17 protein-coding genes are annotated in these 13,959 nt (G+C 72.1%); 7 read left to right on the top strand and 10 right to left on the bottom strand.

What is annotated here, in order from left to right; all coding sequences use genetic code 11:
- Nucleotides 1-68: 68 nt before the first annotated feature.
- Nucleotides 69-1,091 (bottom strand): adenosine deaminase, encoded by a 1,023-nt coding sequence (locus ACIBF8_RS05150; RefSeq protein ID WP_396781084.1) that lies wholly within the window; start codon nucleotides 1,089-1,091, stop codon nucleotides 69-71.
- Nucleotides 1,088-1,882, bottom strand: a complete 795-nt coding sequence (locus ACIBF8_RS05145) for a trans-aconitate 2-methyltransferase (RefSeq protein WP_396781083.1) — start codon at nucleotides 1,880-1,882, stop codon at nucleotides 1,088-1,090. Before ACIBF8_RS05145 ends, ACIBF8_RS05150 begins: the two co-directional genes overlap by 4 nt.
- A gap of 85 nt (nucleotides 1,883-1,967) precedes the next feature.
- Between ACIBF8_RS05145 and ACIBF8_RS05140 the strand changes: the two genes are divergently transcribed.
- Nucleotides 1,968-2,951, top strand: coding sequence for an aldo/keto reductase (locus ACIBF8_RS05140; protein WP_396781082.1), 984 nt, complete (start codon nucleotides 1,968-1,970; stop codon nucleotides 2,949-2,951).
- An 88-nt stretch (nucleotides 2,952-3,039) separates the two neighbouring features.
- On the top strand, nucleotides 3,040-3,231 hold the full coding sequence (locus ACIBF8_RS05135; RefSeq protein WP_396781081.1) for a hypothetical protein: 192 nt from the start codon (nucleotides 3,040-3,042) through the stop codon (nucleotides 3,229-3,231).
- Nucleotides 3,232-3,352: 121 nt separating this feature from the next.
- Here ACIBF8_RS05135 and ACIBF8_RS05130 read toward each other — a convergent pair whose 3' ends face one another.
- From ACIBF8_RS05130 to ACIBF8_RS05100, 7 genes are all read right to left on the bottom strand, one after another.
- Nucleotides 3,353-3,556: a cold-shock protein gene (locus tag ACIBF8_RS05130; RefSeq protein WP_030338233.1), complete on the bottom strand. Its 204-nt coding sequence runs from the start codon at nucleotides 3,554-3,556 to the stop codon at nucleotides 3,353-3,355.
- Between the two features lie 288 nt (nucleotides 3,557-3,844).
- Entirely contained in the window at nucleotides 3,845-4,117 is a 273-nt protein-coding gene (locus ACIBF8_RS05125; RefSeq protein WP_396781080.1) for a DUF4235 domain-containing protein, read from the bottom strand.
- Nucleotides 4,114-4,455 carry a DUF3618 domain-containing protein gene (locus ACIBF8_RS05120; RefSeq protein WP_396781079.1) on the bottom strand — a complete coding sequence of 114 codons (342 nt, stop codon included), beginning with the start codon at nucleotides 4,453-4,455 and terminating at the stop codon, nucleotides 4,114-4,116. The genes ACIBF8_RS05125 and ACIBF8_RS05120 overlap by 4 nt, the downstream gene beginning before the upstream one ends.
- On the bottom strand, nucleotides 4,452-4,886 hold the full coding sequence (locus ACIBF8_RS05115) for a phage holin family protein (protein WP_396781078.1): 435 nt from the start codon (nucleotides 4,884-4,886) through the stop codon (nucleotides 4,452-4,454). Before ACIBF8_RS05115 ends, ACIBF8_RS05120 begins: the two co-directional genes overlap by 4 nt.
- Nucleotides 4,887-5,192: 306 nt before the next feature.
- Entirely contained in the window at nucleotides 5,193-6,380 is a 1,188-nt protein-coding gene (locus ACIBF8_RS05110; protein WP_396781254.1) for a mechanosensitive ion channel family protein, read from the bottom strand.
- An 83-nt stretch (nucleotides 6,381-6,463) separates the two neighbouring features.
- Complete coding sequence (locus ACIBF8_RS05105; protein ID WP_396781077.1) at nucleotides 6,464-7,285, bottom strand: DUF1206 domain-containing protein; 822 nt, start codon at nucleotides 7,283-7,285, stop codon at nucleotides 6,464-6,466.
- Nucleotides 7,286-7,344: 59 nt separating this feature from the next.
- Nucleotides 7,345-7,710, bottom strand: coding sequence for a hypothetical protein (locus ACIBF8_RS05100; RefSeq protein WP_396781076.1), 366 nt, complete (start codon nucleotides 7,708-7,710; stop codon nucleotides 7,345-7,347).
- Between the two features lie 96 nt (nucleotides 7,711-7,806).
- Here ACIBF8_RS05100 and ACIBF8_RS05095 point away from each other — a divergent pair, with 96 nt between their 5' ends.
- Nucleotides 7,807-9,033: a cysteine desulfurase-like protein gene (locus ACIBF8_RS05095; protein WP_396781075.1), complete on the top strand. Its 1,227-nt coding sequence runs from the start codon at nucleotides 7,807-7,809 to the stop codon at nucleotides 9,031-9,033.
- Nucleotides 9,030-9,317, top strand: coding sequence for a GNAT family N-acetyltransferase (locus ACIBF8_RS05090; RefSeq protein ID WP_396781074.1), 288 nt, complete (start codon nucleotides 9,030-9,032; stop codon nucleotides 9,315-9,317). Before ACIBF8_RS05095 ends, ACIBF8_RS05090 begins: the two co-directional genes overlap by 4 nt.
- A gap of 11 nt (nucleotides 9,318-9,328) precedes the next feature.
- Here ACIBF8_RS05090 and ACIBF8_RS05085 read toward each other — a convergent pair whose 3' ends face one another.
- Nucleotides 9,329-10,819: a glycoside hydrolase family 3 protein gene (locus ACIBF8_RS05085; RefSeq protein WP_396781073.1), complete on the bottom strand. Its 1,491-nt coding sequence runs from the start codon at nucleotides 10,817-10,819 to the stop codon at nucleotides 9,329-9,331.
- A 216-nt stretch (nucleotides 10,820-11,035) separates the two neighbouring features.
- Here ACIBF8_RS05085 and ACIBF8_RS05080 point away from each other — a divergent pair, with 216 nt between their 5' ends.
- The 3 genes from ACIBF8_RS05080 to ACIBF8_RS05070 all read left to right on the top strand — a co-directional run bounded on the left by ACIBF8_RS05080 (nucleotide 11,036) and on the right by ACIBF8_RS05070 (nucleotide 13,933).
- Nucleotides 11,036-11,161, top strand: coding sequence for a hypothetical protein (locus ACIBF8_RS05080; RefSeq protein WP_255421242.1), 126 nt, complete (start codon nucleotides 11,036-11,038; stop codon nucleotides 11,159-11,161).
- An 86-nt stretch (nucleotides 11,162-11,247) separates the two neighbouring features.
- Nucleotides 11,248-12,198, top strand: coding sequence for a TIGR03557 family F420-dependent LLM class oxidoreductase (locus ACIBF8_RS05075; RefSeq protein WP_396781072.1), 951 nt, complete (start codon nucleotides 11,248-11,250; stop codon nucleotides 12,196-12,198).
- Nucleotides 12,199-12,301: 103 nt separating this feature from the next.
- Nucleotides 12,302-13,933 carry a RecQ family ATP-dependent DNA helicase gene (locus ACIBF8_RS05070; protein WP_396781071.1) on the top strand — a complete coding sequence of 544 codons (1,632 nt, stop codon included), beginning with the start codon at nucleotides 12,302-12,304 and terminating at the stop codon, nucleotides 13,931-13,933.
- The last annotated feature ends 26 nt before the right edge of the window (nucleotides 13,934-13,959 follow it).

The raw sequence follows: 13,959 nt of genomic DNA, 5'->3' as shown, positions 1-13,959 counted from the left end.
GCGGGAGTCACAGGTCCCCCCACACCCACGCTCCCGCCGCGCGCCCTGCTCGAAAAGCCTCGACAAGCTCAGCCGGCGGCGCCGAGGTACGCGTCGATCTCGGCGGTGATCCGCTGCTTGCCGGCGCCGTCGAGGAAGGACGCGGTCACCGCGTTGCGGGCCAGCCCGGCCAGACCCTCGGCGCCGACGCCGAGTAGGCGGGCCGCTACCGCGTACTCGTCGTTGAGGGTCGTGCCGAACATCGGCGGGTCGTCGGAGTTGATGGTGACCAGCAGCCCGGCCTCGACCAGCCGGGGCAGCGGGTGCTCGTCGAGGGTGGCCACCGCCCGGGTGCGTACGTTGGACGTCGGGCAGATCTCCATCCCGATCTGCCGCTCGGCCAGGTACGCGAGCAGCCGCGGGTCCTGTGCGGCGGAGATCCCGTGCCCGATCCGTTCGGCACCCAGCTCGTTCAGCGCGTCCCAGACGGTCTGCGGCCCGGTGGTCTCCCCGGCGTGCGGCACCGAACGCAGCCCGGCCGCGCGGGCCTGGTCGAAGTAGGGCCGGAACTGCGGTCGGGGTACGCCGATCTCGGGGCCGCCCAGACCGAAACTGATAAGCCCGTCCGGGCGCTGGTCCAGCGCGATGCGCAGCGTCTCCTCGGCTGCCGGCAGGCCGGCCTCGCCGGGGATGTCGAAGCACCAGCGCAGCTCGATGCCGAAGTCGGCCAGGGCGCGCTTGCGGGCGTCCTCGATGGCCTCGCAGAACGCCGGGGCGGGGATGCCCCGCCGGACGTGCGAGTACGGCGTGATGGTCAGCTCCGCGTACCGGACCTGTTGGCGGGCCAACTCCCGGGCCACCTCGTGGGTGAGGATCCAGACGTCCTCCGGGTCGCGGATGAGGTCCACGACGCTCAGGTAGACCTCGATGAAGTGCGCGAAGTCGCGGAACTCGAAGTAGGCGGCGAGCGCGTCCGGGTCGGCCGGCACGGGGGTGCGCCCCTCGTGGCGGGCGGCCAGCTCGGCGACGATCCGGGGCGACGCGGAGCCGACGTGGTGCACGTGCAGCTCCACCTTGGGCAGGCCGGCGATGAAGGTGGGCAGGTCGGTCACGGGTTCTCCTGAGCATGGTCGCCGGTGCGGGCGACGACGAAGACGCGGCGGAACGGGAAGTACACCTGACCCTGCCGCACCGGGTACGCCGCGGTGAGGCGTACCCCCAGCTCGGCCCGGAAGGCCGACCAGCCGGCGGCGTCCAGCGCGGCCCGGACCGGGCGCAGCGCGGTGCCCTCCATCCAGGCCAGCACCGGGTGCTCGGCGGCGGGTCGAGCCGGCAGCAGGTGCACGTAGGTAGTCTCCCAGGCGTCCACCGCGCAGCCGGCGGCGGTCAGCAGCGCCGCGTAGTCGGACGGGTCGTCGACCGGGTCCGCGCGCAGCAGCGGGGCGACGGCGGCTCGCCAGGTCGGCCGGTCGGCGACTTCCCGCAAGGCGCGATGCGATCCGGCGGCGAAGTTGCCGGGGACCTGCATGGCGAGCCACGCCCCGGCGGGCAGCTCGACGGCCCAGCGGCGCAGCAGCTCCTGGTGGCCGGGGACCCACTGCAACGCCGCGTTGCTGACCACCACGTCCTCGTCGCCGGTCGGACGCCAGTCGCGCAGGTCGGCGACGGTGAAATCGACGGGTACGCCGAGGGCCTGGGCTCGGTCGATCATGTCCGGTGACGAGTCGAGGCCGAGCACCCGGCTCGTCGGCCAGCGCTCGGCGAGGGTGGCGGTGTGCTGGCCGGGGCCGCAGCCGAGGTCGACCACCGTCCGGGGTCGCTCGGCCGGGATCCGGGCGACGAGATCGTGAAACGGCCGGGAGCGCTCGTCGCCAAAACGCAGGTAGGTCGTCGGATCCCACATGGTCGCCTCCCAAACCGTACGTCCGTATTGTTTTAATGTACGGCTCGTCTGGCCGGCCGGCAACCCGATCACTAGGCTCGGGGGCATGGAACAGCGCAGCTTCAACCGGCTCGGCCGGACCGTTGGCGCGGTCGGCCTGGGCGCGTGGCAACTCGGTGCCGACTGGGGCACCGTCAGCGAGGACGACGCGATGGCGGTGCTCGCCGCCGCCGTGGACGCCGGGGTCACCTTCCTCGACACCGCAGACGTGTACGGCGACGGCCGCAGCGAGCAGCTGATCGGCCGCTTCCTGCGCACCCGACCCGACGCCGGGCTGACCGTCGCCACCAAGATGGGCCGCCGCGTCGAGCAGCGGCCGGAGGCGTACACCCTGGCCAACTTCCGGCAGTGGACCGACCGCTCCCGGGCCAACCTGGGCATGGACACCCTCGACCTGGTCCAGTTGCACTGCCCGCCGACCGAGGTCTTCTCCTCCGACGAGGTCTTCGACGGCCTGGACACCCTCGTCGCCGAGAAGGCCATCGCCGGGTACGGCGTCAGCGTCGAGACCTGCGACCAGGCCCTCACCGCGATCGCCCGACCGGGGGTGGCGAGCGTCCAGATCATCCTCAACGCGGTCCGCCACAAGCCCCTGGAGCGGGTCCTGCCGGCCGCGGCGGCCGCCGGGGTCGGCATCATCGCCCGGGTGCCGCTGGCCAGCGGCCTGCTCTCCGGCCGCTACGACGAGCACACCGAGTTCCCCGCCGACGACCACCGCAACTACAACCGGCACGGCGCGGCGTTCGACGTCGGGGAGACGTTCTCCGGAGTGGACTTCGAGCGCGGTCTGGCCGCCGTACGCCGGCTGGCCCCGCTGGTCGGCGCGGACCGCACGATGGCGCAGTTCGCGCTGCGCTGGGTGCTGGACCAGGCGGGCGTCACCGTGGTCATCCCCGGCGCCCGCGACGCCGACCAGGCCCGCCGCAACGCCGCCGCGGCGGCCCTGTCCCCGCTGACCGACGAGCAGTTGGCGGCCGTACGCGAGACCTACGACGAGCTGATCCGCCCGCAGGTACACGACCGGTGGTGACCCGCGCACCCGGGATGCTCGCGTCGCGCCGCCCGGCCAGCCATGCTGGACGGCGGCGCGACGCCCCGGGCGGCGGAGAGGGGACGCGATGAGGGGCTGGCTTCCGCTCACCCTCGGCCTGCTGGCCGTGGTGATCGGTGCGGTGTGGACGGTCCAGGGCCTCGGCTACGTCAGCGGCAGCGTGATGACCGACGAGAAGATCTGGGCGGTGCTCGGCCCGCTCGTGGCGCTGGCCGGGCTGGTGGTGCTCTGGTTCGGCCTGCGCTCGCGCCGACGCTGAGCGGTCGCTGCACCGGCGAGCCCGCGCACGGAAAGCCCCGCATCCCGGTCGGGATGCGGGGCTTTCGCAGCGACCCTCGGGCCGGATCGTCCCACTGACCGGCGGGGGCCGGTCGGCTTACTCAGATGGGACGGACCTGCTCCGCCTGCGGGCCCTTCTGACCCTGAGCAATCTCGAACTCCACCCGCTGGTTCTCCTCCAGCGAGCGGTAGCCGCTGGTCTGGATGGCCGAGAAGTGGACGAACACGTCAGCACCCCCACCATCGACGGTGATGAAGCCGAAGCCCTTGTCAGCGTTGAACCACTTCACGGTTCCCTGAGCCATGTGTATCTCCCTCTAAAAACTGGCGGCCGTGCACGCCGTCCGGCCGATTGGCCGTTTTTGAGCAGCGGCGCCTGAGTCGGCCCCACGAAGGAGACTTCTCTCAACCACGCCATCTCGCAACAGCGGGGACCAGCAAATCACGGACGCAAAAAGTCTGTCACGACCTCTCCAACGAATTTCTCCGACATGTGACCTGACGGATGCCTCAGTTGCCCTGGGCGGCGGCCGATGCCATGCGAAAGCCCCCTTCCCATCGATGCGGGGAAGGGGGCTGATGTCGCTGTCTGGTCAGTCCGGCCAGTGGCCGGTCATCCGGCGGACGCCGACCGCGCCGCCCCGGTCCACGGCGGCCCGGACGACCGCGAAGATGGCGCCCTGCAACGCCGCAGCGGCCAGGATCTCGCCCCAGCCGCGATCCTCGTCGGTCGCGTTGGGTGCCTCGCCGTCGCCCGCGGTGACCTTCCAGACCTGCCGGAAAATCACCCCGGCCACCGTGCCTGCGGCGATACCCAACAACACGCCGACCGGCCGGTACGCGACCCTGCCGATGCTCTTACTCACCTACGCCTCCCCCGCACGATCATCAGTACCACCACGGTGGCCACCGCACCGACGGCGATGGCCGCCCACGGCACCGGGTCGCGTCGCATCATCTCGCCCTTGTCGTACGCCTGCGCCCGCGCCATCCCGGCACCCCGCGCGGCCTGCCCGCGGACCCGGGCGACGGTCTGCGCCGCCTGCTCACGCATCCGCTCCTTGGCCTGCCCGGCGGACTCCTTCAGACGCGCCTTGACGTCGGCCTTGGCGGCCAACGCCTCCATCGTCTCGCCCAACTCGACCCGGGTACGACGGATCTCCTCGCGAAGGGCCTCCGTGTCGCCGGTGCCGTTGCCGGTCATTGCCGCCCCCTGTCCTTCACCGCGGCGGTGACGGTGTCCAGGTCTGCCCGGAGGCTGCGGACCGTGGCCGCCGGCACCGGTGGGACAGCACGGCTGACCTGCTTCTTGCCCACCAGTGCGAGGATGCCGGCCACCAGGAAGCAGGCGACCGCCACGATCAGCGCCGCGGCCCAGGCGGGTAACACCAGGTCGAGCAGAAGGATCGCCGTGGCGACCAAGGCGCCCAGGCCAAAGAACGCGAGCGCGCCGCCGCCGCCGAACAGGCCGATCCCGATGCCAGCGTGCTTGCCCTTCTGGGTCAACTCCGCTCGGGCCAGCGCCAGTTCGTCCCGCACGAGGCGGGAGACCTGTTCGGTGGCCCGTTGCACCAACTCGGCGGTGGAGGGCTCGCTCCCGTTCTGGGATGTGCGGGCGTTCGCCACGTCAGCCATGCTGTCCTCCTTTCCTCATCACCGCGCTGTATGCCCGGAGTCGCCGCCCGTCAATCCTAAAGCGCGCCGAGCAGCTGGCCGTCCCTGTTGTCCGGACGCCGCGCCGCCGATACCCGGCCAGCCGCCGCGATCACGCCAGAGACGTCCGGCAGCAGATCCCCCACCCAACCGCAACCAAACCTCACACCCTGCCCCCGCTCCCCCACTGCACCCCTCTGGTGATCAAGAGCTTTCGGTCATAGAAGCCGGGAAAGATGACCGAAACCTCTTGATCAACCGCCTGGGGGGTGGGGGTGGGGGTGGGGGTTAGGGGCGGGATTCTTCGGGGCCTACGAAGGCTTCGCTGCGGGCGTCGCCGTCGTCGCTGCCACCGAAGACCCGGGCGTCGTCGGGGGCCTCGGTGTCGGACAGGCGGCGTGCCGGCCGCCTCGGCTGGACCCACTGCCAGGACAGGTTGCTGTTGGAGTCGCCCAGCTCGGTGCGGAGCCGGGGCATCGCGGTCGGGCGGTTGTCCCGGATCCAGGCGACCAGGTGCTCCCGGACGAGGCAGCGCAGGTCCCAGAGACTGCCCGCGTCGGCGGCGCTGACCAGCGCCCGCAACCGGACCATCCCGCCGGTGGCGTCGGTGACCTGGAGGACGCAGACCCGTCCGTCCCACAGCTCGGTGCCCTCGACGAGGCGGCGCAGCTCCTCGCGCATGGTCTGCACCGGCACCGCCCAGTCGACGTCGAACTCGGCGGTGCCGAGCACCGCAGCCTCGGTGCGGGTCCAGTTCTGGAACGGCTTGCTGGTGAAGTACGAGGTGGGCAGGATCAACCGACGGTCGTCCCAGATCTGCACCACGACGTAGCTGAGGGTCAACTCCTCGATCCGACCCCACTCCCCCTCGACGACGACCACGTCGTCGAGCCGGACGGCGTCACTGAACGCGAGCTGGAGGCCGGCGAAGACGTTGCCGAGCAGGCTCTGCGCGGCGAGCGCGGCCACCACACCGACCACACCGGCCGAGGTCAGCACGCCAGCGCCGATGCCCCGCACGCTGGGGAACGTCATCAGCATCACGCCGACGGTCAGGATGACGATCACCGCGATGGTCAGTCGGCGCAGCATCACCACCTGGGTCCGCACGCGCCGGGCGTGCCGATTGTCCGGTACGTCGACCCGGAACCGGGCCAGCGCGGTGTCCTCCACGACGACCAGCAGGGAGGCGACCAGCCAGGCGGTGGTGGCGATGACTCCGAGGATGAGCAGATGCAGCAGCAGACGCCGCCAGCTCTCGCCGACGGCGTACCCGGTGCTGAACCGGACGGCGAACTGCACGGCCAGGACCGTCCCGGCGACCTGGAACGGGCGGTGCGCGTGATCGGTCAACTCGGTCAACAGCAGCGACCGGCGGCCGAACCGCCGGGTCAGCCGGTGGACGGCCTCGACCAGAAACAGGGCGACCACCGCCGCGATGAGCGCGGCGACGGCCGTTTCGAGATAGTTCTGCACGGCTTCGGTGCTCCCCTTCGACCAGGCGTCGGGCACTTCAGGCAAAAGCCCAAGAGTGCCCGACGGCCCGCAGATCGACCAGTTCAGACCTTGCGGTACCGGGACTGGAGGAAGCAGTAGACGCCGAAGGCGGCGATACCCAGGGCGACCAGGGTCAGCAGGAACACGCCGTACGACTGCTCGCGCAGGGTGTGCAGCGCGGCGTCCAGACCACGGGCCTTCTCCGGGTCGTAGTTCACCGCAGCCACGATGATCAGCAGACCGGCGATGCCGTACGCGACGCCCTTGGCGATGTATCCGACCATGCCCAGCCGGCGGGCGAGCTGGCGGGTCTTCGGGCTCATCTCACCGGTCTTCAGGTGCTTCTCGAACCGCTTGACGACCCCGTAGATCACCAGGCCGACCCCGATCGCGGCGAGCACCAGGCCGGCCAGGCCGACCAGCCAGCGGCCACCGCTGGAGGTCATCAGCTTGCCGGTCAACGCCTCCTGCTGGTCGGCGCTGTTCGACCCGGCGTCCTTGAAGACCTTGAACGCGGTCCAGGCGAAGTAGAGGTAGACGATGGTCCGGCCGGTCGAGGCGAGCCGTTCGACGACCCGCTCCCTGCCCCGCTCGGCGCGGTGCCCGACCGCCGCCTCCAGCGCCTGCCAGATCGCCATCGCGAGCAGGCCGACCGCGACGGCGATGACCAGGAACTTGCCGAGGGGCTGTGCGGAGAGGGTGCGCAGCGCGCCGGACTGGTCGCCGTCGTCGGACGACGTGCCGAACGCGATCTGCAACGCCAACCAGGCGAAGAGGAGGTGGACGATGCCGTAGCCGATGAAGCCGGCCCGGGCGAGAACTTCCAGCCACCGGCTGTCCGCCGTACGGGAGGCGGTGGCTTCGGCGCTACGGGTGAGTGACATGGCGTCACAATCTCCGATTCGGAAGATTCCCAAACGTCGGCCACCGCCGCCCGCCCAGCTCAGCTGCCCGGGTTGCGCGCGACCCGGATCTTGACCTGCTGGTCGGTGACGCTGTCCAGGGTGACCGCGAAGCCCCCGGCCTCGGCGGCCTGCTGGCCGGTGGTGAGGGTGAGCTGCTCGCCGGCGACCTCGACGGTCACCTGGTCACCCTCGGCGCCGACCAGCTTGGCCTCGACGCCCAGGATGGTGGCGCTCGCGTCGACACCCCGCTCGAAGGTGACCGTGCAGGCGTCCAGCCCGCAGTCGGTGGAGGCGCCCTGGGAACTGCACCCGGCGAGCACGGCGAGGCCGAGCGCCAGACCGGCGAAGAGACCGGCGGCGCGGCGGACGGTGGGAATGGGCATGGTGGCGGGTCGGTTCGTCACCTCGCCAAGAGTACGAGACATCCGCGAGGTCGCCGCCGAACGGTGATCACCTGGCGGCCGACCAGGGCACCGGGAGGACCGGCTAGGGTCCGGGACATGCCGTTCGACATCGCCCGCACCCGGGCCGCCTACCCCGCCCTGACCGAGGGCTTCGTCCACTTCGACGGCGCCGGGGGCACCCAGACCGCGGCCGGTGTGATCGAGGCGGTCGCCGACGCCATGCGGTCGGCGGTCGGCAATCGCAGCGCCGCCAACGTTGCGGGCCGCCGGTCGCTGGAGTTGGTGGCCGAGGCCCGTTCGGCGGTGGCCGACCTGCTCGGCGCCGACCCGGCCGGGGTGGTGCTCGGCCCGAGCGCTACCGCGCTGACGTACACCCTCGCCCGCACGCTCGGCGCGGCCTGGCGCCCGGGTGACGAGGTGGTGGTCTCCCGGCTCGACCACGACGCGAACGTACGGCCGTGGGTGCAGGCCGCCGAGGCGGCCGGCGCCACAGTGCGCTGGGCCGAGGTCGACCGGCACACCGGCGAGCTGCCCGCGGCCCAGTACGCCGACCTGGTCGGCGAGCGGACCCGGTTGGTCGCGGTGACCGCCGGCAGCAACGCCATCGGCACCATGCCGGACGTGCCGGCGATCGCCAAGACTGCGCACGCGGTCGGGGCGTTGGTCTACGTCGACGGCGTGCACTCGGTTCCGCACGGGCCGACCGACCTGACCTCGCTCGGCGCCGACGTCCTGGTCACCAGCGCGTACAAGTGGTCCGGGCCGCACCTGGCGGCGATGGTGGCCGACCCGGCCCGGTGGGCGGCGCTGCGCCCGGCGAAGCTGGTGCCGTCCTCCGACGCGGTGCCGGACCGGTTCGAGTACGGCACGCCGAGCTTCCCGCTGCTCGCCGGGGTGGCCGCCGCGGTGGAGCACCTGGCGACGTTGGACCCGGACGCGGTCGGAGACCGGCGGGCGCGGCTGCGGGCCGGCCTGGCCGCCGCCCAGGCACACGAGGAGGCGCTGCTGAACCGGCTGCTCGACGGGCTGGCACAGCGGCCGGCGATCACCGTCTACGGCTCACCCGCCCGGCGCTGCCCGACGGTCTCGTTCCGGGTCGCCGGAATGTCCCCGACCGCCACCCAGGAGGCGCTGGGCGCCGCCGGGTTCTGCCTCTCCGTCGGCGACTACTACGCCTACGAGTACTTCCAGCTGATGGGGCTGCGCGACAGCGGCGGCGCGGTGCGGGCCAGCATCTACCACTACAACACGGCCGACGAGGTGGACCGGTTGCTCGGCGAACTCGACGCGCTGGCCGACGCCACGGGGACAATGGCCGGATGAGCACCCTGGTCGAGGACAACCCGGCGAAGCACCGCTTCGAGATCCTGGTCGACGACGCGCTGGCCGGTTTCACCGCGTACCTGATGCGCGGGGAGGTCCTGGTCTTCACCCACACCGAGGTGGACCGGGGCTTCCAGGGCAAGGGCGTGGGCGGCGCGCTGATCCGGGGCACCCTCGACGAGGTCCGCGCCCGGGGCGCCAAGGTGGTGCCGCAGTGCCCCTTCATGGCCGCGTTCATCGACAAGCACCCCGAGTACGCCGACCTGGTCGCCGACCTTCCGTAGGCCGGGCCCGGTCAGCGGGCGCCGGTGAGCACCTCGGCGGCGGCCCGTCCGCTGGCCCGGGTGGCGCCGTGGGTGGCCAGGTGCACCGCCCCGGTGACCAGCTCGGGCACACCCAGCTCGACCACGACCGCGTCCGGCCGGCTGGCCAGCGCGCGGTGCACGGCGTCGCGCATCCAGTCGTGCCGGTGCAGGTCCCGAACCACCAGGACCAGGGGGCGGGAGCCCGCCCCGGAGCCCGGGTCGGCCGGCACGTCGGGTTCGGCGTAGCGGACCGTGTTGGTGCCGGGCAGCAGCTCGCCCAGTGGCCCGCCGATGCCCCACGGGGTCTCCGCGCCGATGGCGATGTTGCGCAGCGGCTCGAACTCGACGACGTGTGCCGCGCGGGTCAGCGGCAGCGCGTCGGCGGTGCCCGTGGCGGTGGTGACCCGGACGGCCCGGCGAGCGGCGACCAGCCCCACGTCGGCGGCACCGCGCGTGCCGGCCGAGCCGGCGGTACGGGCGGCCACCGTCCAGGCGGCGAGTTGACCGACGCGCTTGGCGGCCTCGGCGAGACGTTCCTCGGGCAGCTCACCGGCCACGACGGCGGCCACGATGGCGTCGCGCAGCACGCGGGCCGCCTGCTCGTCCGCGTGTTCGCCGCCGATGCAGATCGCGTCGGCGCCGGCGGCGAGGGCGCGGACCGTCGCCCCGCCGAAGCCGTACCGGTCGGCGACCGCGCGCATCTCCACCGCGTCGGTCACCACCACGCCGGAGAAGCCCAGCTCGTCGCGGAGCAACCCGCCCAGGATGCGCTGGCTCAGCGTCGCCGGCAGGTGTGGGTCGAGCGCCGGCACCAGCAGATGGCCGGTCATCACCGCCTGCACCCCGGCGGCCACGGCGGCCCGGAACGGGGCCAGCTCGCAGGCGTCCAGCCGATCCCGGTCGGCGGTGATCCGGGGCAGGTCGTGGTGTGAGTCGACGCGGGTGTCGCCGTGCCCGGGGAAGTGCTTGGCACAGGCCGCGACGCCACCGGCCTGGAGCCCGCGAACCCAGGCGGCGGTGTGCCGCGCGACCAGCCCCGGGTCGGCGCCGAAGGAGCGGACGCCGATCACCGGGTTCGCCGGGTTGGAGTTGACGTCGGCGTCCGGGGCGTAGTTGAGGGTGACCCCTGCCGTGGCCAGCTCGATCCCGAGGTCCCGGGCGACCGCCTCGGTCAGCTCCGGGTCGTCGACCGCGCCGAGGGCGAAGTTGCCGGGCCGGGAGCTGCCGTGCACCGACTCCAGCCGGGTGACGTCGCCGGCCTCCTCGTCGATCGCCACGATGACGTCCGGCCGTTCCGAGCGCAGTGTCGCGGTGAGCGCGGCCACCTGCTCGGTGTCGACGACGTTGCGGGCGAAGAGCACCACCGAGCCGAGACCCTCGCCGAGCCAGCGGCACACCCACGGCGGTGGGGTGGTGCCGACGAAGCCGGGTTGCAGGACGGCGGCGGCGAGCGCCGGGAGGTGCCCGTTGGTCGTGGTCACGCCGCCCCCTCGTGGTGATCGCTGTCGATCACCGGCGTCGGTGCGCCCCCGTCGACCCGCTGGTTGCGCTCGCTCATGCGGCCCCGTACCCCATCTCTCGCGCGCCCTCGGCGCACCGCCACCGGCAGGCGGTCCTGCCATGGTCACACTGGGCGATTCAATAGTCAATAAACCTTACAGTTGCCTGGCGACCCGTTCCCCGGGGAGAGTGCGGGGATGGACCCCGCCCTGCTGGCCGACGCGACGAGCCCGGCCGACATTCCCGGCGTACGCCTGCTCGGCCTGGTGGTCGGCGCCCTGCTGCTGCTCGCCGCGATCCGGGCGATGTTCGGTCGACGCTGACCCGGCCGCCGGCGAGAGCCGGTGTGACCGCGCGCCGCCGGGGTACGGCTCCTCCCATCGCAGTCCGCGTGCCGAAGGGATGAGCCATGAAGATCGGATACTTTCTGTCCAGTGAGGAGTTCACGCCAGCCGAGTTGCTGGAGCAGGCGCGCGGTGCCGAACGGGCCGGCTTCGAGGCGCTGTGGATCTCCGACCACTACCACCCCTGGTTGGACGCACAGGGCCAGAGCCCGTTCGTCTGGTCGATGATCGGCGCGCTCAGCCAGGTCTGCTCACTGCCGGTGACCACGGCGGTGACCTGCCCGACCCGGCGAATCCACCCGGCTGTGATCGCACAGGCGGCGGCCACCAGCGCGGTGCTGCACGGTGGACGGTTCGTCCTCGGCGTCGGCACCGGCGAGGCGCTCAACGAGCACATCTTCGGTGACGCCTGGCCGCAGGCCGACGTCCGGCTGGAGATGTTGGAGGAGGCCGTCGAGGTGCTGCGGGCGCTGTGGGGCGGCGACTTCGTCAACCACCACGGCAAGCACTACACCGTGGAACACGCCCGGATCTACACGCTGCCCGACGCTCCCCCGCCGATCTACGTCTCCGGCTTCGGGCCGAAGGCCATCGACCTGGCGGCCCGGATCGGCGACGGCTACGTGAGCACCATGCCCGACGGCGACATGGTCCGGCGCTTCCGCGAGAACGGCGGCGGCGACAAGCCGTGCCAGGCCGGCTTCAAGGCGGCGTACGCCGACAGCGAGGACGAGGGGATGCGCCTCGCCTACCAGCGCTGGCCCAACGCGGGGGTGCCGGGTGAGCTGTCCCAGGTGCTCCCCTCCCCGCGACACTTCGAGCAGGCCGCCGAGCTGGTCAAGCCGGAGATGCTGAAGGAGGCGTTCGTCTGCGGCAACAGCGCCGACGCGCACCTGGAGATGATCGACCAGTACGCCAAGGCCGGCTTCGACGAGGTCTACGTGGCCAACACCGGCCCGCACTACCAGGGCCTGTTCGACCTCTACCAGCGCGAGGTCCTACCTCGGCTGCGCTGAGCCGGCGATCGGCAGCCGGCCATCGAGGGCAGGGCCAGTACCCGAGCCCATGATCGTCCGAACGCGTTTCGGCGGTCATGGGCACGGGTACCTCCGGCCCTCGATGAAACTGTCCACGCACTCGATGACGTTGCGCCGCGCGGCCCGCAGCCTTTTCGGCTGGAAGGCGCTACGGCCCAACCAACTGGCCGCGATGCGCGCGGTGATGAAGCGACGCGACGCCCTGGTGGTGTTGCCCACCGGTGCCGGCAAGTCGGCGATCTACCAGATCCCGGCCAGCCTGATCCCCGGCCCCACGGTGGTGGTCTCGCCCCTGCTGGCCCTCCAGCAGGACCAGATCGCCTCCCTCAACGAGCGGCAACGCCCGGAGCTGCGGGCGGTGCGGATCAGCTCGAACGAGTCGCCCACCCAGCAGGCGGAGGCGATCACCGAGATCCGCGAGGGCCGGGCGGAGTTTCTCTTCATCACCCCGGAACAGCTCAGCAACCCCGAACGGATGGCCGAGGTCGCGGCGCTGAAGCCGGCACTCGTGGCGATCGACGAGGCGCACTGCATCTCGGCGTGGGGGCACGACTTCCGCCCCGACTACCTGGCGCTCGGGCACCTCATCGACGGCATCGGCCGACCGCCGGTGGTCGCGTTGACCGCCACCGCCTCGCCTCCGGTACGCGACGACATCATCGCCCGGCTGCGGCTGCGCGAGCCGGAGGTGGTGGTCTCCGGCCTGGACCGGCCGAACCTGTTCGTCGAGGTCGCGCACTGCCCCACCGAGGACTACCGGTGGCGGCGGCTGATCGCGCTGCTGCGCGACGACGAGCGGCCCGGGATCATCTACGTGCCGACCCGTCGCGCCGCAGAGGAGTTGGCCACCCGGTTGACCGACGCCGGCTTCCCGGCGCAGTTCTACCACGGTGGGATGGCGGCCGGTGCGCGCCACGAACTGCACGAGGCGTTCCTCGCCGACCAGGTCCCCATCATGGTGGCGACCTCGGCGTTCGGCATGGGCATCGACAAGCCGAACATCGCCTGGGTGGTGCACATGGCACTGCCCGACTCCCCGGACAGCTACTTCCAGGAGATCGGCCGGGCCGGACGCGACGGGCAACCGGCCCGGGTGCTGCTGCTCTGGCAGGCCGAGGACGTGGGCCTGCAACGGTTCTTCAGCGGTGGCCTGCCCGACGCCGACGAGCTGCGCGACCTCGCCGCGCTGCTGCGCCGCAAGCCAGCCACCAAGACCGAGCTGCGCGAGACCACCGGCCTCGGGCCGCGCAAGCTGGGCCAGTACCTCTCCCTGCTGGAGCAGGTCGGCGCGGCCGAGCCGCGCGCCCGGCAACGCATCGGCGCCCCCCGCTTCTCCCCCACCCCGACCGACGCCGCCGCGGCGGCGCTCGCCGAGGCGGAGCGCCAGCAGACCGTGACCCGGTCCCGCACCGACATGATGCGAGCCTTCGCCGAGACCCGGGCCTGCCGGGGGCAGACCCTGCTGGCCTACTTCGGCGAGCAGATGACACACGTCTGCGGCCACTGCGACAACTGCCACCACGGCACCAGCCAGGCCGACCAGGGCGCGGTCGGGCCGTTCCCGGTGCACAGCCAGGTGCGTCACCCGGAGTGGGGGCCCGGCCTGGTGCTCTCCTACGAGGAGGACAAGATGACGGTTCTCTTCGACGAGGTCGGGTACAAGACGTTGTCGGTGCGCGTGGTGTCCGAACAGGGCCTGCTGACCCTGGACTAGCCTGACCCGGGCACCGGTGTCGGGCC

It is taken from the genome of Micromonospora sp. NPDC050276 (assembly GCF_044459545.1).
Lineage (GTDB): Bacteria > Actinomycetota > Actinomycetes > Mycobacteriales > Micromonosporaceae > Micromonospora.
This window is presented reverse-complemented; position numbering and strand designations above follow the sequence as displayed.

What these genes read in the sequence shown, in the direction of transcription:
- ACIBF8_RS05145 (WP_396781083.1), bottom strand. Translation starts at nt 1,882, where the DNA reads ATGTGGGATCCGACGACCTACCTGCGTTTTGGCGACGAGCGCTCCCGG.
- ACIBF8_RS05140 (WP_396781082.1), top strand. Translation starts at nt 1,968, where the DNA reads ATGGAACAGCGCAGCTTCAACCGGCTCGGCCGGACCGTTGGCGCGGTC.
- ACIBF8_RS05135 (WP_396781081.1), top strand. Translation starts at nt 3,040, where the DNA reads ATGAGGGGCTGGCTTCCGCTCACCCTCGGCCTGCTGGCCGTGGTGATC.
- ACIBF8_RS05130 (WP_030338233.1), bottom strand. Translation starts at nt 3,556, where the DNA reads ATGGCTCAGGGAACCGTGAAGTGGTTCAACGCTGACAAGGGCTTCGGC.
- ACIBF8_RS05120 (WP_396781079.1), bottom strand. Translation starts at nt 4,455, where the DNA reads ATGACCGGCAACGGCACCGGCGACACGGAGGCCCTTCGCGAGGAGATC.
- ACIBF8_RS05115 (WP_396781078.1), bottom strand. Translation starts at nt 4,886, where the DNA reads ATGGCTGACGTGGCGAACGCCCGCACATCCCAGAACGGGAGCGAGCCC.
- ACIBF8_RS05105 (WP_396781077.1), bottom strand. Translation starts at nt 7,285, where the DNA reads ATGTCACTCACCCGTAGCGCCGAAGCCACCGCCTCCCGTACGGCGGAC.
- ACIBF8_RS05095 (WP_396781075.1), top strand. Translation starts at nt 7,807, where the DNA reads ATGCCGTTCGACATCGCCCGCACCCGGGCCGCCTACCCCGCCCTGACC.
- ACIBF8_RS05090 (WP_396781074.1), top strand. Translation starts at nt 9,030, where the DNA reads ATGAGCACCCTGGTCGAGGACAACCCGGCGAAGCACCGCTTCGAGATC.
- ACIBF8_RS05080 (WP_255421242.1), top strand. Translation starts at nt 11,036, where the DNA reads ATGGACCCCGCCCTGCTGGCCGACGCGACGAGCCCGGCCGACATTCCC.
- ACIBF8_RS05075 (WP_396781072.1), top strand. Translation starts at nt 11,248, where the DNA reads ATGAAGATCGGATACTTTCTGTCCAGTGAGGAGTTCACGCCAGCCGAG.
- ACIBF8_RS05070 (WP_396781071.1), top strand. Translation starts at nt 12,302, where the DNA reads ATGAAACTGTCCACGCACTCGATGACGTTGCGCCGCGCGGCCCGCAGC.